This window comes from Mycolicibacterium lacusdiani, assembly GCF_021916785.1.
In the GTDB taxonomy this organism is placed as follows: Bacteria; Actinomycetota; Actinomycetes; order Mycobacteriales; family Mycobacteriaceae; genus Mycobacterium; species Mycobacterium lacusdiani.
The window spans coordinates 208,748-232,799 of the sequence record NZ_JAKCFC010000001.1 but is presented as its reverse complement, the minus strand read 5'-3'; the positions used below and the strand labels follow the sequence as shown (position 1 = coordinate 232,799).

22 protein-coding genes are annotated in these 24,052 nt (G+C 70.0%); 7 read left to right on the top strand and 15 right to left on the bottom strand.

From position 1 onward, the window contains the following. Positions 1 to 82 precede the first annotated feature (82 nt). Entirely contained in the window at positions 83 to 1,003 is a 921-nt protein-coding gene (locus LOK44_RS01130; protein ID WP_237568131.1) for a sugar-binding transcriptional regulator, read from the top strand. Positions 1,004 to 1,048: 45 nt separating this feature from the next. Then, a complete protein-coding gene (locus tag LOK44_RS01125) occupies positions 1,049 to 1,819 on the top strand; it encodes an SDR family oxidoreductase (RefSeq protein WP_237568130.1) in 771 nt (256 codons plus the stop codon). 6 nt (positions 1,820 to 1,825) lie between these two features. Here the strand turns inward: LOK44_RS01125 and LOK44_RS01120 are convergent, their stop codons facing one another. The 9 genes from LOK44_RS01120 to LOK44_RS01080 form a co-directional block, all read right to left on the bottom strand. Continuing rightward, on the bottom strand, positions 1,826 to 2,830 hold the full coding sequence (locus tag LOK44_RS01120; RefSeq protein ID WP_237568918.1) for a LacI family DNA-binding transcriptional regulator: 1,005 nt from the start codon (positions 2,828 to 2,830) through the stop codon (positions 1,826 to 1,828). Positions 2,831 to 2,857: 27 nt separating this feature from the next. Continuing rightward, positions 2,858 to 4,111, bottom strand: coding sequence for an alpha-hydroxy acid oxidase (locus LOK44_RS01115; protein ID WP_237568129.1), 1,254 nt, complete (start codon positions 4,109 to 4,111; stop codon positions 2,858 to 2,860). A gap of 5 nt (positions 4,112 to 4,116) precedes the next feature. Then, positions 4,117 to 5,568: a rhamnulokinase gene (locus tag LOK44_RS01110; protein ID WP_237568128.1), complete on the bottom strand. Its 1,452-nt coding sequence runs from the start codon at positions 5,566 to 5,568 to the stop codon at positions 4,117 to 4,119. After that, a complete protein-coding gene (locus tag LOK44_RS01105) occupies positions 5,565 to 7,607 on the bottom strand; it encodes a bifunctional aldolase/short-chain dehydrogenase (protein WP_237568127.1) in 2,043 nt (680 codons plus the stop codon). The genes LOK44_RS01110 and LOK44_RS01105 overlap by 4 nt, the downstream gene beginning before the upstream one ends. Positions 7,608 to 7,617: 10 nt before the next feature. Continuing rightward, positions 7,618 to 8,766: an L-rhamnose isomerase gene (rhaI, locus tag LOK44_RS01100; protein ID WP_237568126.1), complete on the bottom strand. Its 1,149-nt coding sequence runs from the start codon at positions 8,764 to 8,766 to the stop codon at positions 7,618 to 7,620. Next, positions 8,763 to 10,142 carry an MFS transporter gene (locus LOK44_RS01095; RefSeq protein WP_237568125.1) on the bottom strand — a complete coding sequence of 460 codons (1,380 nt, stop codon included), beginning with the start codon at positions 10,140 to 10,142 and terminating at the stop codon, positions 8,763 to 8,765. The genes rhaI and LOK44_RS01095 overlap by 4 nt, the downstream gene beginning before the upstream one ends. Before the next feature lie 38 nt (positions 10,143 to 10,180). Then, positions 10,181 to 10,519, bottom strand: coding sequence for an L-rhamnose mutarotase (locus tag LOK44_RS01090; protein WP_237568124.1), 339 nt, complete (start codon positions 10,517 to 10,519; stop codon positions 10,181 to 10,183). An 85-nt stretch (positions 10,520 to 10,604) separates the two neighbouring features. Continuing rightward, the gene (locus tag LOK44_RS01085; protein ID WP_237568123.1) at positions 10,605 to 12,080 is read right to left on the bottom strand and encodes an acetyl-CoA acetyltransferase; all 1,476 of its coding nucleotides are present in this window, start codon (positions 12,078 to 12,080) and stop codon (positions 10,605 to 10,607) included. Between the two features lie 25 nt (positions 12,081 to 12,105). Further along, on the bottom strand, positions 12,106 to 14,496 hold the full coding sequence (locus LOK44_RS01080; RefSeq protein WP_237568122.1) for a CaiB/BaiF CoA-transferase family protein: 2,391 nt from the start codon (positions 14,494 to 14,496) through the stop codon (positions 12,106 to 12,108). Positions 14,497 to 14,600: 104 nt separating this feature from the next. Here LOK44_RS01080 and LOK44_RS01075 point away from each other — a divergent pair, with 104 nt between their 5' ends. Continuing rightward, on the top strand, positions 14,601 to 15,371 hold the full coding sequence (locus LOK44_RS01075) for a CPBP family intramembrane glutamic endopeptidase (RefSeq protein ID WP_237568121.1): 771 nt from the start codon (positions 14,601 to 14,603) through the stop codon (positions 15,369 to 15,371). 6 nt (positions 15,372 to 15,377) lie between these two features. On the opposite strand, the gene LOK44_RS01070 is transcribed toward LOK44_RS01075, so the two are convergent. Then, positions 15,378 to 15,962: a CGNR zinc finger domain-containing protein gene (locus LOK44_RS01070; RefSeq protein ID WP_237568120.1), complete on the bottom strand. Its 585-nt coding sequence runs from the start codon at positions 15,960 to 15,962 to the stop codon at positions 15,378 to 15,380. 95 nt (positions 15,963 to 16,057) lie between these two features. Between LOK44_RS01070 and LOK44_RS01065 the strand changes: the two genes are divergently transcribed. Then, the gene (locus tag LOK44_RS01065; protein WP_237568119.1) at positions 16,058 to 16,540 is read left to right on the top strand and encodes a hypothetical protein; all 483 of its coding nucleotides are present in this window, start codon (positions 16,058 to 16,060) and stop codon (positions 16,538 to 16,540) included. Between the two features lie 2 nt (positions 16,541 to 16,542). Here LOK44_RS01065 and LOK44_RS01060 read toward each other — a convergent pair whose 3' ends face one another. The 4 genes from LOK44_RS01060 to LOK44_RS01040 all read right to left on the bottom strand — a co-directional run bounded on the left by LOK44_RS01060 (position 16,543) and on the right by LOK44_RS01040 (position 20,052). After that, the gene (locus LOK44_RS01060) at positions 16,543 to 16,842 is read right to left on the bottom strand and encodes a GlsB/YeaQ/YmgE family stress response membrane protein (RefSeq protein ID WP_163917429.1); all 300 of its coding nucleotides are present in this window, start codon (positions 16,840 to 16,842) and stop codon (positions 16,543 to 16,545) included. Positions 16,843 to 16,960: 118 nt separating this feature from the next. Continuing rightward, the gene (locus LOK44_RS01055; RefSeq protein ID WP_237568118.1) at positions 16,961 to 17,926 is read right to left on the bottom strand and encodes an APA family fibronectin-binding glycoprotein; all 966 of its coding nucleotides are present in this window, start codon (positions 17,924 to 17,926) and stop codon (positions 16,961 to 16,963) included. A 199-nt stretch (positions 17,927 to 18,125) separates the two neighbouring features. Next, positions 18,126 to 19,253, bottom strand: a complete 1,128-nt coding sequence (locus LOK44_RS30045) for a sulfate/molybdate ABC transporter ATP-binding protein (RefSeq protein WP_372481147.1) — start codon at positions 19,251 to 19,253, stop codon at positions 18,126 to 18,128. Beyond that, a complete protein-coding gene (locus tag LOK44_RS01040; RefSeq protein WP_237568117.1) occupies positions 19,243 to 20,052 on the bottom strand; it encodes an ABC transporter permease in 810 nt (269 codons plus the stop codon). The genes LOK44_RS30045 and LOK44_RS01040 overlap by 11 nt, the downstream gene beginning before the upstream one ends. Positions 20,053 to 20,182: 130 nt before the next feature. Here LOK44_RS01040 and LOK44_RS01035 point away from each other — a divergent pair, with 130 nt between their 5' ends. From LOK44_RS01035 to LOK44_RS01025, 3 genes are all read left to right on the top strand, one after another. Further along, the gene (locus LOK44_RS01035) at positions 20,183 to 20,857 is read left to right on the top strand and encodes an SDR family oxidoreductase (protein WP_237568116.1); all 675 of its coding nucleotides are present in this window, start codon (positions 20,183 to 20,185) and stop codon (positions 20,855 to 20,857) included. Between the two features lie 85 nt (positions 20,858 to 20,942). Then, the gene (locus LOK44_RS01030; RefSeq protein ID WP_237568115.1) at positions 20,943 to 21,872 is read left to right on the top strand and encodes an LLM class F420-dependent oxidoreductase; all 930 of its coding nucleotides are present in this window, start codon (positions 20,943 to 20,945) and stop codon (positions 21,870 to 21,872) included. Positions 21,873 to 21,999: 127 nt separating this feature from the next. Continuing rightward, the gene (locus tag LOK44_RS01025; protein ID WP_237568114.1) at positions 22,000 to 23,385 is read left to right on the top strand and encodes a type II NADH:quinone oxidoreductase Ndh; all 1,386 of its coding nucleotides are present in this window, start codon (positions 22,000 to 22,002) and stop codon (positions 23,383 to 23,385) included. Positions 23,386 to 23,419: 34 nt separating this feature from the next. On the opposite strand, the gene LOK44_RS01020 is transcribed toward LOK44_RS01025, so the two are convergent. Then, a complete protein-coding gene (locus LOK44_RS01020; protein WP_237568113.1) occupies positions 23,420 to 24,046 on the bottom strand; it encodes an urease accessory protein UreD in 627 nt (208 codons plus the stop codon). Between the last annotated feature and the right edge of the window lie 6 nt (positions 24,047 to 24,052).

Below are 24,052 nucleotides of genomic sequence, written 5' to 3'. Positions count from 1 at the left end.
CGTATGCTCATCTGTCAACGGGCTTGCACATATGTGCAGCGGCAGGTGAGCATAGCGGCTCTCGACCCATGGGAGGGGACGGATGGGGCCTGACGAGTTGTTCCAGCGGGCGGTGATAGCCCGGCGCTATTACCTCGAGGGGCGCACCCGCATCCAGATCGCCGAGGAGTTCGGGCTCTCGCGCTTCAAGGTCGCCCGGATGCTCGACGAGGCCATCGAGTCGGGCATGGTCGAGATCAAGATCCACAACCCCGGCTCCATCGACGTCGACCTCTCCACCGCCCTGCAGCGTCGCTACGGCCTCGAGCACGCCTACGCCGTCTCCGCCGACACCAGCAACGCCGCCGACCGGGTGCACGCCGTCGCAAAGGCAATGGCCGAGCTGCTCCAGTCCATCCTGCGCGACGGCGACGTCGTCGGCGTCGACTGCGGCCGCACACTCACCCACATCGCACCGTTCCTGACGTCCCTACCCCGTTGCGACGTCGTACAACTCACGGGAATGGCCGGCGCCATCACCTCCAACGGCGCCGACCTGGTCCGGCGCATCAGCGAGGTCAGCGGAGGCGAGTCCTGGCCCCTCTACGCGCCGCTGGTGGTGCCCGACGCGCGCACCGCGGCGAGTCTCGCCAGCAACCCACAGATCCGCGAGACCGTCGAACGGCATCCGAAGGTCAGCTGCGCGATCGTGTCCGTCGGAGCGTGGGCGCCCGGCGCCTCCCAGGTGTACGCGTCGCTGACCGACGACGAGGTGGCGGCGCTCGCCGCCGCCGGGGTGTGCGCCGAGACCTGCGCCCTGCTGCTCGACGCCGACGGCAACCGCATCCCGGGCCTCGACGAACGCCGAATGGGCATCGACGAGGCTCGGCTGCGTGCCATCCCCACCCGCATCGCCCTGGCGACCGGACCCGAGAAGGTGGCCGCCACCAAGGCCGTCCTGCGTTCCGGCCTGGTGTCGTCGCTGGTGACCGACACCGACGTCGCCGCAGCCGTTCTGGACTGACCACCGACCCCAACCGCACCAACGACGACCCGAGGAGACGATCACGTGCCCGAGACAGCAGAACCCACAGTCGACTTCGACTTCCGCCTCGACGGACTGGTGGCGCTCGTGACCGGCGGGGCGTCGGGCATCGGCGCGGCCATCGCGGCCGCCTTCTCCGCCAAGGGCGCTCGGATCGCCGTCGTCGACCTCAACGAGGCAGGCGCGTCGGAGCTGGCAGGCACGTTGCCCGGCAGCCGCGGATTCGCCTGCGACGTATCCGATCCCGACTCCGTGGCCACCGTGATCGACGCGGTGATCGCCGAGTTCGGCCGGATCGACGTCCTGGTCAACTGCGCGGGCGTCGCCAGGCTCGCGCCCGCCGAGGAACTGTCGCTCGCGGACTGGGACTCGACCATCGCCATCAACCTCAAGGGCACGTTCCTGATGTGTCAGGCGGCAGGTAGGCACATGCTCGACGCAGGCTCGGGCGTCATCATCAACATGGCCTCCCAAGCCGCGAGCGTCGCGATCGACCAGCACGTCGCCTACTGCGCGTCGAAGTTCGGCGTGGTCGGCATCAGCAAGGTCCTCGCCACCGAATGGGCGCCGAAGGGCGTACGGGTCAACACCATCTCGCCGACGGTGGTACTCACCGACCTCGGCATCAAGGCATGGGACAACCCCAGGGGCGATGCGCTGAAGAAGCTGATCCCCACCGGCCGGTTCGCCTATCCCGACGAGATCGCCGCTGCCGCAGTCTTCCTCGCCTCCGGCGCATCGGCGATGGTGAACGGCGCCGATCTGGTGATCGACGGCGGCTACACCATCAAGTAGCGACCGTCAGGTAGCTGCCGCCGGCGCGCCGGTCGACGCGCGGGCCACCAGCTCCGGCCGGAACACCACGTGCCGGGGCTCGGCGTCCGGGGACTCCGCGGCGGTGAGTAGCAGGTCGATCGCCGTCGTTCCGATGTCGGCGCTCGGCTGACGGACCGACGACAGCGGAACCGCCGCCGAGCGGGCGAAGTCGATGTCGTCGTAGCCGATCACGGCGACGTCGTCGGGCACGCGCACCCCGCCGACCGTCAACGCCTGCAGCACCCCGATCGCCAACAGGTCGTTCGCACAGAAGACGGCGTCGGGCCTGCGGCCTGCGGGCAGCGCGCACAACCGCTCCCCCGCCGCGCGTCCGGCCAGCACCGTCGGCTCGTCGGTGTCGAATACCTCCAGCCCGACACCCGCATGCTCGGCCACCGCAGCCCGCGCGCCCGCCAGGCGGTCGGCGACCTGCCGCAGACCGTGCGGCCCGCCCACGAACGCGATGCGGGTGCGGCCCTGATCGCACAGGTGGTGGGCGGCCAACCCGCCGCCTGCGACGTCGTCCACGGCGACGGACGGGAACGGCGTGCCCGTTCCGTCGCGATCCACCAGGATCACCGGAATGCCCCGGCGGCGCGCCACGTGCAGACGCTCGAGGTCCTCGCCCACCGGGGAGATCAGCAGGCCGAAGACCCGCTGCTCCTCGAACGTCTCGAGGTAGACCCGTTCACGCCGGGCGTCGTCGTCGGTCGTGCCGAGCAGCACCACCAAATTGTTTCCCGCAGCACGTCTTTCGGCCGCGCGGGCGACGTCGGTGAAGAACGGGTTGCCCACGTCGAGGACCAGCAGGCCGACGCACCGAGACTGGCCTGCCCGCAACTGCCGCGCCGCGTCGTTGCGGACGAAGCCCAGCTCCTCGATCGCGGCGTGCACGCGCGCGACCGTCGCCGGTGCGACCCGCTCGGGCGAGTTGAGCACGTTGGACACCGTCCCGACCGACACCGACGCTGCAAGCGCGACGTCGCGGATCCCCACGGCCTCCGACCGGCTCACGCGCTACTCCCCCGCGCGCTGCCGAGGAGCCAGGCGCACCAGTTGCGTGACGTGTTGTGGCGTCAGCTCCTCCAGGCACGTGACGCCGAGCAGGCGCATCGTGCGTTCCACCTGGTCGGTCAGGATCGCGATCGCGCGGTCCACCCCCGCCTCGCCGCCGGCCATCAGACCGTACAGGTAGGCGCGGCCGATCAGCGTGAACCGGGCGCCCATCGCGATCGCCGCGACCACGTCGGCACCGGACATGATCCCGGTGTCGAGCATGATCTCGACGTCGCCGCCCACCTCGGCGACCACCTCCGGCAGCAGGTGGAACGGGATGGGGGCCCGATCGAGCTGCCTGCCACCGTGATTCGACAGCAGGACGCCGTCGACGCCGAGGTCGGTCACGGCTCGCGCGTCGGCGACCGTCTGGATGCCCTTCACCACGAACTTGCCGGGCCACTGCGACCTGATCCATGCCAGGTCGTCGAACGTGACGGTCGGATCGAACATCGTGTCGAGCAGTTCGGCGACCGTGCCCGACCATCGATCCAGCGACGCGAACGACAACGGCTCGGTGGTCAGGAAGTCGAACCACCACTGCGGACGCGGAATGGCGTTGACCACGGTGCCGAGCGTCAGCGCGGGCGGGATCGACATCCCGTTGCGCTTGTCCCGCAGCCGCGCACCGGCCACCGGCACGTCCACCGTCACCATCAGCGTGTCGAAACCGGCCGCCACGGCGCGCTCGACGAGCGCCATCGAGCGGTCCCTGTCCTTCCACATGTAGAGCTGGAACCAGTTGCGGCCGTATGGGTTGGCGGCCTTGACGTCCTCGATGGCCGTGGTGCCCATCGTGGACAGTGCGAACGGAATGCCCGCCCGCGCCGCCGCGTGGGCGCCTGCGATCTCGCCCTCGGTGTGCATCATCCGGGTGAACCCCGTCGGCGCGATGCCGAACGGCAGGCTCACCGGCGCGCCGAGCACGTCCCAGCCGGTGCTGACCTTGGACACGTCCCGCAGGATCGCCGGGTGGAACTCGACGTCGGCGAAGGCTTGGCGCGCCCGCCCGATGGACAGCTCGGCCTCGGCGGAGCCGTCGGTGTAGTCGAACGCGGCCCGCGGCGTGCGGCGCTTGGCGATGCGACGCAGGTCCTCGATGGTCAGTGCCTTGTCCAGGCGCCGCTTCGTGGCGTTGAGTTCCGGCTTCTTGAACTGCATCAGCGGGGCCAGGTCGTGCCTGTTCGGCAGCCGGCGCCTCGTCTTCTCGTTCATGGCTGTCACACCCTTCCGGCCGGAGCCCGTTGCGGTACGTATCGCTCCGTGGGCACCGAGGCGCTGATCGTGCCACGCAGAGCGTCGAGGTCCCCGCGCACCAGGCCGTGCGCGCGGGCTTGAATCAGAACGTTACCGATCGCCGTCGCCTCCACCGGCCCGGCGACGACCGGCCGATCGACGCGGTCGGCGACCGACTGGCACAGCAGCCGGTTCATTGCGCCGCCCCCGACGACGTGCACCGTCTCGACGGGTACGCCGGACAGCGATGCAGCCTCCTCGACGCCGCGCGCGAAGCCCGCGGCGAGGGACTCGACGATGGCGCGCGTCATCTCCGGCCGGCCCTGCGGAACGGGCAGCCCACGCTCGCTGTACCAGGCGGAGATGCGTCCGGGAATGTCCCCGGGCTCGACGAACCGCGGGTCGTCGCCGTCGAACACCTCGACCGGCGGTCGACAGGCGGCGGCCTGCTCCAGCAGGCGGGGCAGGTCGACGTGCGAGCCGTCACGCTGCCACTGGCGCACGCTCTCGCTGAGCAGCCACATGCCCATCACGTTGCGCAACAGCCGGATTCGTCCGTCGGCGCCCACCTCGTTGGTGAAGTTGGCCGCCCGGGCGCCCTCGGTGACGACGGGCCCGCCCACCTCGACGCCCACCAGCGCCCACGTGCCGCACGACACGTAGGCCGCCGACGCTGCGTTCATCGGGACGGCGACCACCGCCGATGCCGTGTCGTGCGACGCCACCGTGGTGACGCGCAGACCGTCGGGCAGGCCGGCTCGCTCGGCGAGGTCGCGCAACACCGGGCCCAGCTCCGCGCCGGGTTCGCTCAGCCTCGGGAAGAGGCCGACGGGGAGCCCGAGCATCGACTCGAGATCCGCGTCCCACTGCCCGTCGATGCCCAGCAGCCCCGTGGTCGAGGCGTTGGTGCGCTCGGTGGACATCTCACCGGTCAGCCAGTACCCGATCAGGTCCGGTACCAGCAGTGCGGCGTCGGCCTGGTCGAGCAGCCCCTCGGTGCGGTCGGCGGCGAGTTGGAATACGGTGTTGAACGGCAGGAACTGCAACCCGTTTCGGGCGAACAACCGGTCCTGGGACACCGTGGCGTGCACGGCGTCGACGCCGCGGGCACACCGGGCGTCGCGGTAGTTGTACGGCAGCCCGAGCAGCTTTCCCCCGCGCAGCAAGCCGTAGTCCACCGCCCACGAGTCCACCCCGACACTGGTGAGGTCAGGCGCCTCCCGCCCGGCCTCCGCGAGGCCGGCGCAGACCCCGGCGAACAGGCCGGGCAGGTCCCAGTGCATGGCGGCACGTTCGCCGTTCCACAGGTACACCGGATCGTTCGGGAACCGGTGCAGCGCGCGCATTTCGAACGAATCCGGGCCGACGTCGGCGAGCATGACCCGACCGCTGGTCGCGCCGAGGTCGACCGCGACGAAGCGCGCCCTACCGCTCATCGGAGAAACGCTGCTGCCACGCCCGCATCCACCGGCACGTGCAACCCCGTCGTATGCGAGAAGTCCGACGTGCACAGCGCAAACGCCGCGTTGGCGATGTTCTCCGGCAACACCTCTCGTTTGAGCAGCGTGCGCTGGGCATAGTACGCGCCGAGTTCTTCCTCCGGCACCCCGTACACCGCGGCCCGCTTCGCACCCCACCCGCCGGCGAAGATGCCGGACCCGCGCACCACGCCGTCGGGGTTGATGCCGTTGACCTTGACGCCGTGCTCGCCGAGTTCGGCTGCAAGCAATCGCACCTGGTGCGCCTGGTCGGCCTTGGCGGCCGAATACGCGATGTTGTTGGGGCCGGCGAACACCGAGTTCTTCGAGGAGATGTAGATGATGTCGCCGCCGAGACCCTGGTCGATCAACGCCCGCGCGGCCGCCTTCGACACCAGGAACGAGCCGCGCGCCATCACGTCGTGTTGCAGATCCCAGTCCTCGGCCGTGGTCTCCAGCAGCGACTTCGACAGCGACAGACCGGCGTTGTTCACGACGATGTCGATGCCACCGAACGCCAGCACGCAGGCGTCCACCGCCTCCTGGACGGCGGTCTCGTCGGTGACGTCGGCGGCGATGCCGACCGCGACGTCGGCGCTGCCGATCTCCGCTGCGGCGGCCGCGGCCTTCTCGGCGTTCAGATCGGCGATGACGACGCATGCCCCCTCGGCGGCCAGACGCGTCGCGATCGCCTTGCCGATGCCCGACGCAGCCCCGGTCACCAGCGCGATGCGGGTGGCCAGCGGCTTGGGCTTGGGCATGCGCGCGAGCTTGGCCTCCTCCAGCGCCCAGTACTCGATGCGGAACTTCTCCGCTTCGTCGATCGGCGCGTAGGTCGAGATCGCCTCGGCGCCGCGCATCACGTTGATGGCGTTGAGGTAGAACTCACCGGCCACCCGGGCGGTCTGCTTGTCCTTGCCGTAGCTGAACATGCCGACGCCGGGCACGAGGACGATCGCGGGGTCGGCGCCGCGCATGGCCGGGCTGTCAGCCGAGGCGTGCCGCTCGTAGTACGCCCGGTAGTCGTCGCGGTAGGTCGCGTGCAGCTCCGCCAGCCTGCGGCGGCATTCCTCGACCGGCGCGTCGGCAGGCAGGTCGAGCACCATGGGCTTGACCTTGGTCCGCAGGAAGTGGTCGGGGCAGCTGGTGCCGAGCGCGGCGAGCCTCGGATGTTCGGCGGCGCCGAGGAATTCGAGCACCCGCGGATCGTCGGTGAAGTGTCCGACCTGCGCACGGTCCGTCGACACCAGGCCACGCAGGAACGGCGCGAGTTCCGCGGCCTTGGTGCGGCGCTGCGCATCGGGCAGCGCCCCGTAGCCGGGTAGCGGCGCGCCGAACGGCTCAGGCCGGCCGTTGACCTCGATGTAGCGGGCGACGGTGTCGATGATCTCCAGCGAGTGCGCCTCGGCCTCGGCCGAGGTGTCGCCCCACGCGGTGATGCCGTGCCCGCCCAGGATCGTGCCGATCGCCTGGGGGTTGCGCGCCTTGATCTCCGAGATGTCGAGGCCGAGCTGGAAACCCGGGCGCCGCCAGGGCACCCAGATCACCCGGTCGCCGAAGATCTGCTTGGTGAGCGCCTCGCCGTCGGCGGCGGTCGCCAGCGCGATGCCGGAATCGGGATGGAGGTGATCGACGTGGGCGGCGTCCACCAGCCCGTGCATCGCGGTGTCGATCGACGGTGCTGCGCCGCCGCGGCCGTGCAGGCAGTAGTCGAAGGCGGCGACCATCTCGTCCTCGCGCTCGACGCCGGGATACACGTCGACGAGCGCGCGCATCCTGTCGAGCCGCAGGACTGCAAGGCCGTTCTCGGTCAGGGTGCCGAGGTCTCCCCCGGACCCCTTGACCCACAGGAGCTCGACGGGTGCTCCGGTGACCGGGTCGACCTCGGACCCCTTGGCGGAGGTGTTTCCGCCTGCATAGTTGGTGTTCTTCGGATCGGCGCCGAGCCGGTTGGACCGGGCGATCAGTTCGGTGACGGTGTCATTGCGGTTGGCCATTGTGGTCCTCTCACGCTCCCCAGCTGGACTGGGTGCCGCCGACGCGTTCGGCGTCGATGGTGTTCTGGTATCCCGATTCGGCGAAGGCACGCATCGGGTCGGCGGGCAGTCCGCGCTCGGTGCGCCACTGCGCCATGGCGGGCCGGACGTCGGTGTAGAACGCGTCCATCACGATCGCGTTCGCGGTCAGTACGTCGCCGCTCTCCTGCGCGGCGGTCAGCGCCTCGGTGTTCACCAGCAGGGCACGGGCGGTCATCTCCGCCACGTTGAGCACGGAGCGAATCTGACCGGGAATCTTGGCCTCGACGTTGTGGCACTGGTCGAGCATCAGCGCGAGGTCGCTGGCTCCATCCAAGCCGCCACCCCGGATCACCTCGAACATGATCCGGAACAGCTGGAACGGATCGGCCGCCCCCACGATGAGGTCGTCGTCGGCGTAGAACCGCGAGTTGAAGTCGAACGACCCCAGCTTTCCCAGCCTCAGCAGCTGGGCGACGATGAACTCGATATTGGTGCCGGGAGCGTGATGTCCGGTGTCCAGGCACACCTTCGCCCGCTCCCCGAGCGCACTGACGTGCGCGTAGGACGTGCCCCAGTCCGGCACGTCGGTCATGTACATGGCCGGCTCGAAGAACTTGTACTCCAACACCATTCGCTGGCCGGGTCCGACGTGCTGGTAGATCGTCGCCAGGGATTCGGCGAGGCGGTCCTGCCTGCCACGGATGTCGCCCTGCCCCGGGTAGTTGGTGCCGTCGGCCAACCAGATCTTGAGGTCCCGAGACCCCGTCTGCTCCATGATCTCGATGCAGGCCAGGTGGTGGTCGATGGCCTTCTGGCGCACCGCCTTGTCGGTGTGGGTGAGGCTGCCGAACTTGTAGTCGTCGTCCTGGAAGGTGTTCGAGTTGATGGTGCCCAACCGGACCCCGTGCTCGGCGGCGTACGAGCCGAGCGCCCCGTAGTCGTCGACCCGGTCCCACGGGATGTGCAGCGCCACGCTCGGCGCCATCCCGGTCAGGCGGTGGACCATCGCTGCGTCGGCGATCTTCTCCTCGATGGTGCGCGGCGTGCCCGGCGTGCCGAAGACCTTGAAGCGCGTGCCGGAGTTGCCGAACGCCCAGGAGGGCAGCTCGATGGCGAGGTTGTCGAGTAGGGCGTTCATCGGACCGCGACCTCCGTCTCGTTCCCGCCGGACGGATCCGTCGACGGGGTGGCACTGTCCACCACACTCTCCACCTTCCCGTAGCGCTCGACCTCGATCTGGCGCAACGTCTTCCCGCGGGTCTCCGGCGCCCACACCGCGCCGATCACGAGGGCGACCGTGAGCAGGCCGATCAGCAGCAGGCCCACCCCGGTGAGGCCGGTGACGGCCAGCAGCGTCGGGAAGAAGTAGCTCAGCAGACCGGTGAAACTGCGCACCACGCAGAACATCACGCCCTGCGCGCTGGCCCGGTATGGCGTGGCGAACAGCTCGCTGGCCCACAGGCTGTAGAACGCCTGGGCGCCGATACCCGCCGACACGCCCCACAGCACCGCGAACGCCAGCATCGTGGGGACGCCGCGGTCGGTGAAGGCCACCAGCACGATCCAGCCGACTATGCCGAGTGCGGCGCCGATGACGTAGAGACGCCGCTGCGACATCCGGTCGGCGTACCGCATGAAGCCGAAGTACGTGGCCGCGACCGTGCAGCCCCACACCAGGACCTGCAGCAGGTTCTGCGCTATCGCGCTGTGCAGGCCCGCGGTGTCGTACACCCTCGGCATGAAGATGCCGGCCTGGCCTGCGACGGTGTTCCAGAACAGGTAGATGCCGCCGAGGAACAGCAGCGCGGTGATGTTGACCCGCCGCGAGAACAAGCCCCGCAGCCCACGGGCTCCGAGCACCGAGGCTTGTCCACCCGCCGTCGCTCCGCTCCCCTGGGTGCCGGTGCCGGACTTGCCCTCCTCGGTCCAGATCGCGGACTCGGCGAGGCCCTGACGGACCCACCAGACGACCGCCGCGACGACGAACAGATGCAGGAAGATCAGCCTCGAGCCCAGCAGGCCCAGCGGCGCGAGCGCAGCGGCGAGGGCGAAGCCGATCAGCGGTCCCACCGACCACGCCAGCTGTGCGGTGCCGACGTGCTTGGCGCGGCCCTCCGACGGCGCCTGTTCGGCGATGTAGGTCCACGACGCCGGTACGCCTGCGCCGACGGCGATCCCGGTGATCACGAACGCGGCCAGCAGCATGGTGAAGTTCACGGCGAAGGCCGCGAGCAGCACGCCGACCATGTAGACCAACAGGTCGTAGGTGTAGATCGCCTTGCGGCCGAACCGGTCGCACAGCGGCCCGCCGAGTATCGCGCCGATCGCAGCGCCGAAGGCGTTGGCGCTCAAGGCGGCGAGCAGTCCGACGGCGAAGTCGCTGATGTCGAATTCGGCCTGCCAGAACGCGAGACTGGTCGCGATGGCGATGATCGACCCCGCCTCGATGTAGTTGGACATGGCGACCGCGATGGTCGCCCGCCACCCGGTCGTGCTGCGCGCTCCGATGTTCATCGTCGTCCCTGTCTCGGTGTCGTCGGTGGAGGTGGTCGTCAGTCGAGGTGGAAGTACTCGGTCAGCGGTCGCATCGCCTCATCCGGCGCCACGCCGGGCGGGTTGTCGAAGAAGTCGGCCATGCGTGCCTGCCAGCGGGCGTTGACCTCGGTGGCGGCCATCGACGTCTGCGCCGCTGCGAAGTCGTGGGTCTCGAGGTAGCCGACCACCAGGCCGTCGTCGGGGCGCACGAACAGCGAATAGTTGCGCCAGCCGGCGTCGCTCAGCGCCTCGAGCATCTCCGGCCAGACGTGCCGGTGGGCCTCGACGTACTCGTCGACGCGGTCCGGCTTCAGCCGAAGTACGAAGCACACCCGGTCGGCCGCTGCGTCGCTCATCGCGCCCCTCTGTGTATTGAAACGTTTCAATTCGTGGTGTGCCTCACATTAGGCAGCCGGCGTGGGGGGCGTCAACCCCTCCGGGCTACAGGAGGGCGGCTCGGCCTCCGGCGTCGACGCGCACCTTGGCGCCCGCGATGTCGCCGTCCACGCTGGCCTGGGCGTCGGAGGCATCGGTGAGCACGGCGAGTGCGCGCGTGTCCGACGGCGTGCGGACGGCCACGAACGCCTTCTCCGGCGCGCCCTCGCGGGTGAAGGGCGTCGTCCACGTCTCGACGGTGCCGGTACCGGTCCAGTCACCCTCTGCCACCCGCGTCGGCTCGGCATCGACCTCGGATTGCACGTCCTGCCAACGGAATTCGTGCGCCGGCGGCTTGGCCCCGTAGAGGCCGAAGCTGTGCTTGGTCAGGTAGCCGCCGTTGGCGGTGATCAGCCCGACGGCGTCCGGCGCCGCCGCGAGACGCTCGGCCATGGTGGCGATGGAGTGCGACACGTAGTCGTTCCACGGCCCGCCTGCGAAGGTCAGTCCACCGGTGACGGTCAGCGGTCGCGACGGATCGTCGAGCGCGAGGCCGAGTTCGCGGGCGGCGACCTGGACCGCGGACGGGAAGCACGAATACACGTCGACGAGGTCGACGTCGTCGACGCCGAGGCCCGCGAGTTCCAGCGCACGCGCTCCGGCGATCCTGATCGCGGGCGAGCGGTGGAATTCGGCGCGTTCGCCGATTAGGTAGGTGTCGTGGGCGTCGGTGCCTGCGTACGGGAAGATCCAGCGGTCACGCGGGATCTGCAGGTGCGTCGCCTTCTCCGCCGACATCAGTACCAGCGCCGCGCCCTGGTCGACCATGTTGTTCGAGTTCATCAGCTTGGTGTACGGCCACGACACCATGCGGTTCGTCGGGCTGGGTTGCCAGATGTCCTCGGCGGCGACGGCTTCGGTGCTCCACGCATGCGGATTGGCCTCGGCGACCGCGCTGAAGCGCGCCCACAGTTCGCCGATCCGGCGACGGTGCTCGTCGGGCGACTCCCCGGCGTCGATCCGCACCGCCTGCTCGAACATCGGGTACACGTACGCCGGGCGGTCCAGCTTGATCGCGATCTCGACGTCGCCTGCCATCTGGAACTCGTCGTCGGCACCGGGCGGCTCCGGCACCGAGTCGTCCTGCTTCGTCCACTCCAACTTGGTGCCTGCGGCACGCGCGCGCGTCCTGGTCCGCCACGTCTCGGCACCCGCGATCAGCACCGTGTCCAGCTTGCCGCCCTGGATGTCCAGGCACGCCTGATTGACCAGCGACTGGGGCACGTTGCCACCGATGCTGGTGTACCTGCCCTCGGCGCTCGACGCTCGAATGCGTTGCGCAAGAAGCAGACCGGGATTGCGATAGCGCCACGACAACAGGTTGACGATGCGCACCGAGTCCACCGCCTCCAGCACGCGCGGGTCGGCCGCGGCGCGAGCAGCCGACTCCATCAGGTCGACGGGTTCGACCGTGGGATCGGTCTCGCGCTGATTCACCTGGCCGTAGCCGACGAGTACCGGCGTGCGGGGATCGATGGTCACGAGGACACCTTTCTGGGGTGGCGGTTCACTCGGCGGAGCCGATGCGAGGGTCGGGTTCGGCGTCCGGGCGGATCCAGTCGAACAGCGCGCCCGCGGTGATCAATTCGTCGATCTCACCGGCAGGCATCTCGAGGACCTCGGTGCAGATTGCCCGGGTGTGCTCGCCGGGCATCGGCGCGGGCCGCAGCTCGGCGTCGGGCAGGTGGCTGTAGCGCGCAGGCCGCGTCTCGGTGGGCATGGGCGCCGGGAACAGCGGATGGCTCGCCTCGGTGAACACGGCGCGCGCCACGATCTGCGGATCGGCAAGCACGTCGGCCGCGCGGTACATCGGGCCCGCGGGCACGCCGGCCTCCTGCAGCGTCCGCGCGACGTCGGCCTTGTCCCGGTCCGCGGTCCACGATGCCAGCGCGGTGACGAAGGCCTCGACGAGATCCGCGCCAGCGTCGGGCGAACCCACGACGCCCAACAGTGCGCGACGATGGTCCTCGGTGGTGACCGAGACGACGCACCACTCGTCGTCGCCCGCGCACGGCAGCACCGCGTGGACGGCGGCGTCGTCGTCGAGTTCGGCGCCCGACGCGCGAGCGGCATCGACGACGTAGGCCGCCGCGAGTTGGTTGATGGCCACCTCGGCTTGGGACACGTGCACGCGCGTCGCGCCGTCCCGACGGCCGATCAGCGCCGCCAGTGCCGCGATCGCGGTGATCTTCGCGGCGACGTGATCGGGGAAGATGGTCGTCGCGTCGAAGAACGCGCCGCCGGCACCCCCTGGGGTGCGGTCCGACCACAGCCTGCTGACACCGGTGGTCGCACGTACCAGGGGGCCGTAACCCATCCGGCCGCTCCACGGCCCGTCGGCGCCGAAAGCGCTGCTCTCGGCCAGCACGACGTCCGGGTTGAGCGCCCGCAGCTCGTCGAAGGACAGGCCGAGCGCGTCCAAAGTGCCCGGTTTGAAGTTGGCGAACACCGCGTCGGCCGAGGCGACCAGACCGCGGAACACCGCGGCACCGCCCGCGTGGCGCAGGTCGATGCCGAGGCTGCGCTCGTTGCGGTGGGTCAACGCCCAGGAGCGGCTCATCGGCTGGCCGGGCGGCGTTTGGCGCAGCCCGTCGGGGTATGCGGCACTCTCCACCTTGACGACGTCGGCGCCCATGTCGGCGAACAGCCTGCCGAGTTCGCCACCGGCGACGATGACGCCGAGGTCGAGGATTCGCAGGTCGTCGAGCGGTCGCCGCGCCGCCGGCTCCTCGGGCGAGGCAGCGGTGGGCCCCTGAGCGAGCCACCGAGCGGTGTCCGAGCCAACCGCGGGTGCCGGTTCGCGCAGCCCTGCGCGGGCGCGGTCGACGACGAACGCCCCGGTCGGCACGTCGAGCCGGACGCCGTCGGCGAACTCCGCCGTCGTCAGCGCGCGGACTGCGCGGAAGTGTTCGGAGGCCAGCGCCTCGGCCGGGTCGAGCACCGCGGCGATCGGCACGCCACGGGCCTGGCCTTCGTCGACCAGGTGGCCCATCGTCTGCTCGGCGAACAGCGCCCCGATCAGGGCGTTGATTTCCGCCGACGCCGCGTAGCGCGCGCCGATGGTGTCGAATTTCGGGTCGCAGAACTGCTCTGGCTCGCCGAGCCATTCCCGCATCGCCCGCCACTGCCTCGGCGAGAGCAGACAGATGCGGACGTGCCCGTCCCGGCAGGGAAACGTCGGATAGATCTGCTGATTGCGCGGACGGCCACGCCACAACTGGTTCGACGCCTTCTGCCCAACGGCTGCCTGGCCCTCGGAGCCGAACGGCGGGTCGAGGGACTGAACGACGGCCTCGAAGCGGGAGAAGTCGACGTACTCCCCGGTGCCGGTGCGCAATCGGTGGCGGTAGGCGACGAGCACGGCCCACGCGGCCTGCACCGCGGCCGTGGCCGACGCGATGCCCAGCGGGGGCAGGACCGGCCGGCCCGCCGTCGGACCTGAGCGCGACAGGGCGGTCGACATGGCGCACAGCACCGCGTCGGTCGCGCGCCAGGACGCGTACGGCCCGGTGCTCCCGAAGTCGGTCATCAACAGCGCGACGAGGTGGCCGAAGCGCTCGGCCAGGTCGGCGGGCGTGGTCCCGAAGGACGCGCAGCCACCCGGCCGGCCGCCGTCGACGAGCACGTCGGCCTCGGCGACCAGCTCCTGGAACCGGTCGCGGTCCTTGGTGCCGTCGAGGACGGTGCAGCGTTTGTTGGCGTTGTCGAGGGCGAACGCGATGCCGACCCCGGCCACGCTCGGACGGGCCGTGCGCGCGGCCGCTCCGCCGGGCGGCTCGACCTTCAGCACGTCGGCGCCCAGATCGGCAAGCAGTCTGCCGACGCCGTCGGATTCGGCGCCACCCACGTCGAGGACCCGCATCGAGGCCAATAGCTGACACCTGTCAAGCACGGGCATCAGTATCGTTCAGCACCCCGCGAACCCGCGCCGCGGGTGTCCCAGCGGAGGCTGCATGGCTCGTGATCTGCCGATACGTCGCTGCCGCATACACTTGCCCGGTCATGTCCGAGACCACTGTGCTGCCCGCCGATGCCCACCCGCATCCGCTGCTGGGTCAGTTGTCCGCACTGAACCACTACCGCACCTACGTCGACATCGGCGTCGTGGTGGTGGTCCTCGCACTGACCAACCTCATCGCGCACTTCACCACGCCGTGGGCCAACGTCGTCACCGTGCCGCTGGCGGCGGCCGGTCTGGTGGCGCTGGTCCGGTCGCGCGGGTTGGGGTGGGCCGAACTGGGTCTCGGACGCGAACACTGGAGGTCTGGTGCGGGCTACGCGCTGGCGGCCGTCGTGTTGGTCGCGTCGGTGATCGCGATCGGGGTCGCGCTGCCGTGGACCCGGCCGATGTTCATGAACGACCACTACGCGACGTTGTCAGGGGCGTTCCTCGCCTCGATGATCATCATTCCGCTGCAGACGGTGATCCCCGAGGAACTCGTCTTCCGCGGCGTCCTGCACGGCGCGATGACGCGGGCGTGGGGCTTCCGCGGCGTGGCGGCAGCGGGGTCGTTGCTGTTCGGTCTGTGGCACGTCGCCACGTCACTCGGTTTGACGAGCAGCAACGTCGGCTTCACCCGCATCCTCGGTGGCGGCGTCGCCGGGATGGTCGCGGGCGTCGTGCTGGCCGTGGTCGCCACGGGCGCAGCGGGTTTCGTCTTCACCTGGTTGCGCGGTCGCAGCGGCAGCCTGATCGCGCCGATCGCGCTGCACTGGTCGCTCAACGGCCTCGGCGCCCTGGCCGCGGCGCTCGTCTGGCACGTCTCGACCTGATCGGGCTCAGCGCGTCGAGCGCCTGCGCGCGCGGAACTCGCGGTTCTTGAGCTTGTTGCCGCACCCCGACATGTCGCACCACGCGCCCCCGTGGTTGCGCGAGCGGTCGTAGAACGCCCACAGGCACTCGTCGTTGGCGCACGCCTTGAGCTGCGCCCAGGTGCCTGCGCGCTGTGCCTCGGACACCACGGTCAGCAACCCGGCGAGCCGAGCGCGCACCGAATCGTCTGCGGGCACCACCGCGACGGCGCCCGCGGCGTCCACCCGGACCCGGAGCAGCGCGTAGTCCTCGAGGTCGCGAATCGGTCGAAGCACGCGGGCATCGATGTCGGGGCCACCGGAGTTGTGGAGTACGAGTGCGTGCAGGGCTTCCCGTACCCCGATCACGGCAGCGAGATCGGCGGCGCTCAACGGGGCGTCGGAGCCGAGCAGGCCGAGTTCCACCAGCAACGGCCGGGCGCCCTCGCGGTCGGCGAGGCGGTCGTCGTCCGTCTCGCGGTCGAGGGTGTTGATCAGCGCCTGCACCCGACGCAGCGGGCCGGGTGCGGGTTTGGTCTCGTCCGGGTCGTCGAGGACGAGCGTGGCGGTCACGTCGTCGACTATAGCGCTTGATGACCGGTAAAACCGGTTGACCGGTCATGCGTGACCGCTATAGCGTGAACACTAGTCACCGAGGAGATGCAGACATGCGAGAAGAACGATTGGCTCCGAACCCCGCCCCCGTCGCCGACGGGATCGGGATGCGATCTTCGGTCGTCGCGCCGTCGGTCCTCGCGCGACTGCGTGCGCACGTCTTCTCCTACCGCTACGACTGCGAGCTGGAGGCCGGCGTGGATCCCGAACCGGGTTCGGCGCTCCAGGTGCACGGCGCGCGACTGTCGTCGGACACCGAGCGCGCCGACCTGGCTCACGCGCTTCGCGTCGTGCTCTACGACGCCGAGACCGGCACCTCGCTGCGCCACGGCCGCGTCCCGATACGCAGCGACGCAGTGCGTCGAGCCGCCGACCTGATCGAGGGCGTCATCGATCGGTTGGAATCACCTTCGCCCGCCCGCGTACGCGGCGTCGCACGCCTGCGGATCCTTCTCGCCGACGGGCAAGGACCGTTGTACCGATCGGATCGCGGCAGTGTCACCGCCGCGATGCGCGGCGTGCTCGCAGCGCTCTGACGTCAGCGCTTGCGCACCGCGCCCACGATCGCCAGCAGGATTACGGAGCCGAGGATGGCGGTGAACAGGGTGAACCACCAGCCGCCACCGGCCGTGTCGAGGAAGAAGCTCAGCAGGAACCCGCCGATGAGCGCGCCGATGATGCCGATGACGATGTTCATCAGGATGCCCGAGCCGCCGCCCTTGACGATCTTGCCCGCGATCCAGCCGGCGATGGCGCCGATGATGATGTAGCCGATCCATCCGACGCTGGTCTGCGTCGTGGAGCGGGCCAGGAACTCGGTAGCAGCCATTACGTCCATCGGGAACTCCTGCCTTCGTGGCCACGACGAAATGCCGAGGCCTCTCCCTGGTATACCCAGCGCGGGTAACGATCAGGGGAACGAAGACAACACGATCGGGGCTACCCGCTAACCCGAATCAGGGCGGCGGCATCATTCCGGGCGGCGCATCGGTGACCGGAACGGGAACGCCCACTCCGGGGCGCGCCGGCGGCGCGTTCGGATCCGGCGGCGGTGCGTTCGGGTCCGGCGGCGCATTCGGGTCCGGCGGCGGCGGTGGTGGCGGCGGCGTGTACGGCCGAATCGACTGTGCGAGTGCGACGGCGGCACCCTTGTCGACCGGGTTGTTGGCCGTGCCCAGCCACACGACGAACCAGCGTTCCGGCGCGCGTTGGCTGCGTGGGGCGTTCGGCGGCAGCGGGTTCCCGACGACGCCTGCCCAGATCTGGCCGTTCGGCTTCGTGGCGTCGGTGAACTTCACCTCGTAGGAGGAGAAGGCGCCCGGCATCCCTGCGGCGTCGAGCGCACCCGATTCCTGGTTGAGCCGCGTGCCTGCGAACGGCATGAAGAACTCGCCCATGTCCGACGCGAGCCGAGCGGCGGCCTTCGAGTTGTCGGCCTCGGCGCCCGCGAACAGCTTGAGGTCGAGGCGGCCCAGCAGGACGCTGGTGTCGTTCGGCGCCTGCTCGCTACCTGCGGGCGGGATCTTCGTCAGCAGCGCCTGGCCGTACGACAGCTGCGTCTGCTCCGACACCTTCCATCCCTCGGGGACGACGTAGCTCAGCCCGCCGGCCGCGTTCTCGACGCGGCCCGGCTCGGGCGGCGGAGGTGGCGGCGGCACGCCAGGGGCCGGCGGTGCGTTCGGATCAGCGGGCGGTGGTGGCGGCGCGTTCGGATCGGCAGGCGGCGGAGGCGGAGGCGCCTGGACCAGAGGGCCCGGCGGAGGCAGCGGAACCGCGGGGGCGGGCGCAGGCGGCGGCGGGGGCGCCGGAACCGGCTCGGCCGCGGCGGAGCCCGGCAGGATCAGGGAGAGCGCAGTGGCGCTGGTAGCCGCCAGTGTCGTGAGACCTGCGCGTCGTCGGGAGCGTCCGTCGGGGTGTTGCATGGGGAAGAAACTACCGTGTCACCGCTGTGACGCAAGTGTGAGTTGCTCTTAGAGTGTCGAACTGCGAGGTTGCTGTGACAGGAAAGCAACAGCCGAGAACCCCTCGCGAAGATTGCTGGCATGACGATGCCCCGGGCGGCCGCGCCACGCCGGTGCTGGGGTGTCTCACAGACGTCCATCGCGCCCGTCGCGCCGACCGTTACCGCCGGGAGTGAAGCGTGACCGCCTGACTCTTCACGGTGAAGAACACCCGCTCCCCGGGGGCGAGGCTCAGATCGGCGGCCGCCTCCGCGGTGACGTCGGCGGCCAGGCCCGGCGCCCCGTCCGGTTGCTCGTCGGCGCGCACCCGGATCGCCGGACCGCGGCTGTCCAGTTCGGCGACTACCACCTCGACGGTGTTGCGCGGGCTGCCGTGGGGCTCATCGCGGTAGACCGCCACGGCCGACGGCGCGAACACCGCCACCACGGGCTCGGCAGCCGGCGGGTCTGGAGCCGTCGCATCTGCGGTCGAGGCCTCACCGTGCCAGGTGCTCCCCCACTCGGTGACCAGGGAATCCGGGCCCGACCGTCGACCGGCCACCAGGTTGACCCCCGCGAAGCGCGCGCCGAAGAAACTGCGCGGCGCACCGAGCACGCCGCTCGCCGTGCCGGACTCCACGATCCGCCCCTGCTCGAGCACCACCACGCGGTCGGCGAGCGTGACGACGTCGAGCAGCTCGTGGGTGACCAGGATCGCCGACCGGCCGCCTGCGGTGAGCACGCTGCGCAACACCTTGCGCATCGCGGTCGCTACGGCGACGTCGAGCCCGGCCAGCGGTTCGTCGAGCAGCAACGCGTCGGGTTCGGCCGCCAGCGCCCGCGCCAGTGCCACGCGCTGCGCCTGACCGCCCGAGAGGCGCGCCGGGCTGCGGTCCATCAGGTCGGCAGCGTCCACCTCGGCGAGCCAACGCCGCGCTGCTTCGCGAGAGCCGTTGCGGCCGAGGCGTTTCGAACTCCTGGGGCCAAAGGCGACGTTCGCGGCGACGGTAAGGTGCGGGAACAGCAGCGGATCCTGCAGCAGCAAGCCCACCCGGCGCTCGTGCGTCGCGACCTGGACACCGCCGGCGGTGTCGGTCAGCGTGCGGTCGGCGACCCGCACCGAGCCCGCATCGGGCGAAACGACGCCCGCGATGACGTGCAGCACCGTCGACTTGCCAGCACCATTGGGTCCCAGCATGGCGAGCACCTCCCCCGGCGCGACCGACAACTCGACGTCCAGACCCCGCGCGTCAACCACGGCGCGCACCGAGATGCCGCCGCCTGTAGGCGCGCTGCCGTCACCACGCATTGGCGCCGCCCGCCCTGAGCCTGCGGCTGCCGAGGCCGACGACGACCACCGCGGCCACCACGACCAGCAGCACCGACAGTGCGACCGCCGCCTCCGGATCGGACTCGCGCTGCAGGTAGATCTCCAGCGGCAGCGTGCGGGTCACGCCTTCTCGGGAACCGGCGAAGGTGAGCGTCGCGCCGAATTCGCCGAGCGAGCGGGCGAAGGCGAGCACGGCGCCCGACACCAGGCCCGGCGCCAGCAGCGGCAGCGTCACCCGCCACCAGACCGTGGTCGGCCGGGCGCCCAGCGTCGACGCGACCATCTCGTAGTCCGTACCCGCGGTGCGCGCTGCCCCCTCGAGCGCAATCACCAGGAACGGTAGGGAGACGAACGTCTGCGCGAGCACGACCGCGGTCGTGGTGAACGCGATGTCGATGCCGACCGCCTCCAGGTGTCGACCGAGCAGACCCAGCCTGCCGAACGCGTACAGCAGTGCGATGCCGCCGACGACCGGTGGCAACACCAGTGGCAGCAGGATCAGTGGCCGTGCCCACCGCACGATGCGCGAGCCGCTGCGCGCCAGCACCAGCGCCATCGGCACGCCGACCACGATGCAGAGCACCGTGCTGGCCGTCGCGGTCTCGAGGCTCAACCGCAGCGCGCTCAGCGAGGACGGGCTGGTGACCAGGCTGGCGAAACGCGGCCAGTCGACCCTTGCGACCACCGCGACGAGCGGCAGCGCCACGAACGCCGCGCCGATCGCCGCCGGGACGAAGAGCCAGCGCGGTAGACCCGCGGGCCGGCTGGTTCCGGACACGAGCCAACCCTAGGTCACCGGGCGACCACGGTTCGGCGACGGACGGCGTGGCGAATTTCGCGCCGTAGCTACTGTCCAGTAACATGGGCGGCGACTCGCTGGGTTCAGCGTTGAACACGAGGAGGTCGTGGTGTCTGAGGTGCTTCTCACCGGCGGTGACACGGAGCTTGGCCGCGCCATCGCGCAGGGTTTTCGCGATGCCGGCCACCAGGTCGTGATCGCCGGCGCCCGCCGTGACGAACTCGAAGTGGCCGCAAAGGAACTCGACGTCGACTACATCGTCCTCGACAACACCGAACCCGCTGCCCTCGAGGCCGCGCGTGGCGAGTTCCCGCATCACATCGACACCATCGTGAACGTGCCCTCGGCGCGCTGGAACGGCGGCGACCCGCGCACGTACTCGCTGGCCGACCGCGCGGCAGCCTGGCGATCCGCTCTCGACACCACCATGCTCTCGGCGGTGCTGACGGTGCAGATCCTGGGCGACCAGCTCAATTCCGGTGGGTCCATCGTCAACGTGGTCCCCGGCACCGTGGCCGAAGGCAGTCCGGAAGCCGCCGTCAAGGCGGCCATGTCGAACTGGACCGCGGGGCAGGCCACGCACTTCGGCATCCGCGGCATCACCGTGAACACCGTCGCCGCGGGCAAGGGCGCCGAGCCCGGTTACGACGGCGTCGGCAGCACCAGTGCGTCGGTTGCCGCGGAGATCACCCGCCTCGCGCTCTTCCTGACCACTCCCGCCGCCCGGCACATCACCGGCGAGACGCTGCACGTGAGCCACGGGGCACTGGCGAACTTCGGCTGACGCCGGTTTATTCCCGCAGCTCCCGGGCTTCGCGCCGAGCGAAACACCCGACGGCGCACCCCAGTTCGTGGATAGGTTCTCTTCCGTGACGATTCGACTCGGACTCCAGATCCCGAACTTCTCCTACGGCACCGGTGTCGAGGAGATGTTCCCCACCGTGATCGCTCAGGCGCGTGAAGCCGAGGCGGCCGGCTACGACTCGGTCTTCCTCATGGACCACTTCTATCAACTGCCCGGCCTCGGCACGCCCGACCAGCCGATGCTCGAGGCGTATACCGCGCTGGGCGCGCTCGCTGCGGCCACCGAGAAGGTGCAGCTCGGCACGCTGGTCACGGGCAACACCTACCGCCAGCCCACGCTGCTGGCCAAGGCCATCACCACGCTCGACGTGATCAGCCAGGGCCGTGCGGTCCTCGGCATCGGCACGGGTTGGTTCGAACTCGAGCACGACTCGCTGGGCTACGAATTCGGCACCTTCACCGACCGCTTCAACAAGCTCGGCGAGGCCCTCGACATCATCCTGCCGATGCTCGCAGGGGAACGCCCGACGGTGTCGGGCAAGTACTACAAGACCCAGGAGGCCATGGCAGAGCCGCGCTTCCGCGACCACATCCCGCTGATGATCGGCGGCAGCGGCGAGAAGAAGACGATCCCGTTGGCCGCCAAGCACTTCGACCACCTCAACATCATCGCGGGCTTCGACGAGCTGCCCCGCAAGCTGCAGGTCGTCAAGGAGCGCTGCGAGGAGATCGGGCGCGATCCGGCCACCCTGGAGACCAGCATGCTCGTCGTCGCCATGATCGACGAGAACGTCACCGCCGACCTCATCCCCGAGGACTTTCGCCAGCAGGCGGTCTTCGGCAGCCCCGAGCAGGTCGCCGACCAGATCAAGACCAAGGTCCTCGACGCGGGCGTCGACGGCGTGATACTGAGCCCCGTGACCAGCATCAACGGCTATCAGCCCGGTGGGGCCACCGCGGTCGCCGAGCTGCTCAAGCCGCTGCTCTCGGCGTGACGCCGTAGCGGCCGACTTCGTGACGCCGTGGCGCGGTGGGTTATCTCACCGCGCTACGGGGAAGCCCGCAGACTAACGTGGTCGTTGTACACAAAGTCAGAAGCGGGTCATCGGTCGAGGAGCAGAAATGAGCCATCCCGGAGCTACGGCATCGGATCGGCACAAGGTCGTCATCATCGGGTCGGGGTTCGGCGGATTGAATGCCGCCAAGGCGCTCAAGCGCACCGACGTGGACATCAAGTTGATCGCCCGTACCACCCACCACCTGTTCCAGCCGCTGCTGTACCAGGTGGCAACCGGCATCATCTCCGAGGGTGAGATCGCTCCCCCGACGCGCCTGATCCTGCGCAAGCAGCGCAATGCCCAGGTGTTGCTCGGCGACGTGACGCACATCGACCTCGAGCGCAAGATGGTCGACTCCGTGCTGCTGGGGCACACCTACCGGACGCCGTACGACACGCTGATCCTCGCCGCGGGTGCGGGTCAGTCCTACTTCGGCAACGATCACTTCGCCGAGTGGGCACCCGGCATGAAGACCATCGACGACGCCCTCGAGCTTCGGGCTCGCATCCTCGGTGCCTTCGAGCAGGCCGAGCGGTCCAGCGATCCCGAGCGGCGTAGGAAGCTGCTGACGTTCGTGGTCGTCGGCGCAGGCCCGACCGGCGTCGAGATGGCCGGCCAGATCCAGGAGCTCGCCGACCAGACGCTCAAGGGCAGCTTCCGGCACATCGACCCCACCGAGGCGCACGTCATTTTGTTGGACGCCGCGCCCGCCGTGCTGCCGCCCATGGGCCCCAAGCTGGGCAAGAAGGCGCAGGACCGGCTGGAGAAGATGGGCGTCGAGATTCAGCTGAACGCCATGGTCACCGACGTCGACCGCAACGGCATCACCGTCAAGGACCAGGACGGGACCAGCCGGCGCATCGAGTCCGCGTGCAAGGTGTGGTCGGCCGGCGTGGCCGCCAGCCCGTTGGGCAAGGACCTCGCCGCCCAGTCCGAGACCGAGGTCGACCGCGCCGGCCGCGTCAAGGTGAACCCCGACCTGTCGATCCCTGGCCACCCCAACGTGTTCGTCGTCGGCGACATGGCCTCGGTCGAGGGCGTTCCCGGCATGGCCCAGGGCGCCATCCAGGGCGCGAAGTACGTCGCGAAGATCGTGAACAACGAGGTCAAGGCGCGCGAGCACGGCAACATGCCCAAGCCCCGCGAGCCGTTCAAGTACTTCGACAAGGGCTCCATGGCCACGGTCTCGAAGTACAACGCCGTCGCTCAGGTCGGCAAGCTCGAGTTCGGCGGCTTCCTGGCCTGGCTCGCCTGGCTCGGCCTGCACCTCATCTACCTCGTCGGGTTCAAGACGAAGATCGCGACCCTGCTGTCCTGGGCCGTGACGTTCCTCGGACGCCAGCGCGGGCAGCTCACGATCACCGAGCAGCAGGCCTACGCCCGCACCAGAATCGAGGAACTCGAGGAGATCGCGGCCTCGGTGCAGCAGGAGGAGAAGGCAGCGAGTTAGCCGAGGCGAGCGAGGCGACGGGGCGACCGGGTGGTTACAGCCGGTCGCCCTGCCACGTCGCCAGGCAGCCCCCCGCGGCGAGTTCGAGCAGCGTGCCCCGCGCCTCGAAAGCCGGTTCCGGATAACGCAATTCGCTGACGCATGCCCGTGGCGCGCCCAGTGCGTCGTCGGCGACCGCCCCGGTGCCCAGCTCCATGCGATGGCGCAGCAGCGGTAGGTCGTCGACGTCGGCGTGCAGTGCCGCCGACCAGAATCCGTGCCGCTCGAACGACCGCCCGATCTGCGCGCGTTCGCGCAGCCGGGCCGTGCCGCCACCGGAGACGGTCAGCCGGGTGGACGTGACGTGGCGGGAGTCGCCCGCCACGATGGTCGGCTGCGGGTCGAGATCCAGGTCGCCCGCCACCTGCAGATCCCAGGTCGAACGCGATTCCCGCGACGCGGTTCCCGGCAACGCCATGGTCGCCGCGGCACTGCGCACGACCAGTCGGGCGCCGGCCTCCACGACGATGCGAATCGAGAGCGTGTCGCCGCCCAGCGGTGTGGCCGCCGCCGACACCAGGTGCACGGTGTCGCGCTCGGTGCGCCGGGCGGCGAGCCCGCCGTGACACTCGATGTGCGGCTGGCGGTCTCTGCGCGCGACGATCAGGACCTCGGAGAGCACGACGCG